1 protein-coding gene is annotated in these 1,073 nt (G+C 64.1%); it reads left to right on the top strand.

Annotation, left to right across the window (positions count from 1 at the left end; genetic code table 11):
* Positions 1-66 precede the first annotated feature (66 nt).
* A partial coding sequence (locus C7411_RS36840; protein WP_110389042.1) for a branched-chain amino acid ABC transporter substrate-binding protein occupies positions 67-1,073 on the top strand: 1,007 nt, incomplete at its 3' end.

Raw genomic sequence — 1,073 nt, 5'->3', positions numbered from 1 at the left:
GCGGGCGAGCCTGGCCGGTATGCACGCCACAGCAGTGAACCCATGCTTGCCGACAAAGGAAACACCATGCGTTTTGCGAAGACTCTTACCCCCATCGCAGTTGCCGTTGGAGCACTTCTCGCTATTGCACCGCTCGCCTCGCGCGCGGATACCGTCGTTAAAATCGGCTTTGCCGCGCCGCTCACCGGACCGAACGCCAGTTACGGCAAAGACCTGGAAAACGGCGTCAAGATGGCCCTCGACGACGCCAAGGCGCAAGGCGTCAAAATCAACGGTCAGCCCGTCTCGTTCGAGCTCGTCGCCGAAGACGATCAGGCTGACCCGCGCGTGGGCGTGCAGGTCGCGCAAAAGCTCGTGGACGAAGGCGTTTCGGTCGTCGTCGGCCACTTCAACTCGGGCACGACCATACCCGCCTCCGAGCTGTACGAGAAGGCGGGCCTGCCCGACATCGATCCGGCTGCCACGAACCCGGTCATCAGCGGCCGCGGCTTCAAGAACATCTTCATGGTGATCTCGAGCGACGCGCAAAATGCCGGCACGGCGGGCGCCTATGCCGTCACGACGACGAAGGCGAAGCGCATCGCCGTAATCGACGACCGCACGGCGTTCGGCCAGGGCGAAGCCGACGAGTTCGTGAAGGCCGTCAAGGCGCACGGTGGCGAGATCGTCGACCGCGAGTACACGACGAACCAGGCGACGGACTTCAAGACGCAGCTCACCAACATCAAGAGCAAGAACCCCGATCTGATTTTCGTGGGCGCCCTCAACCCGCAGGCGGCCGGCATCATGAAACAGATGGCCCAGCTCGGCATCAAGGCGCAGTATGTGGGCGGCGGCGGCGTGAAGGATGTCGATTTCGTCAAGCTCGCGGGCGATGTGTCCGAAGGCGCCATGGCGTGGGAATACGGCCGTCCGCTCGACAGCACGCCGGTCGGCGCGAAGTTCGCCGACCGCTTCAAGCAGAAGTACGGCGTGGACGTGCTCTCGTACGCGCCGTTCGGCTACGACGCGGCGTGGGCCGCCATCAAGGCGATGCAGGCCGCCAATTCGACGAAGCCCTCCGACTATCGCGC

It is taken from the genome of Paraburkholderia silvatlantica (genome assembly GCF_003096715.1).
GTDB lineage: Bacteria > Pseudomonadota > Gammaproteobacteria > Burkholderiales > Burkholderiaceae > Paraburkholderia > Paraburkholderia silvatlantica.
This window is presented reverse-complemented; position numbering and strand designations above follow the sequence as displayed.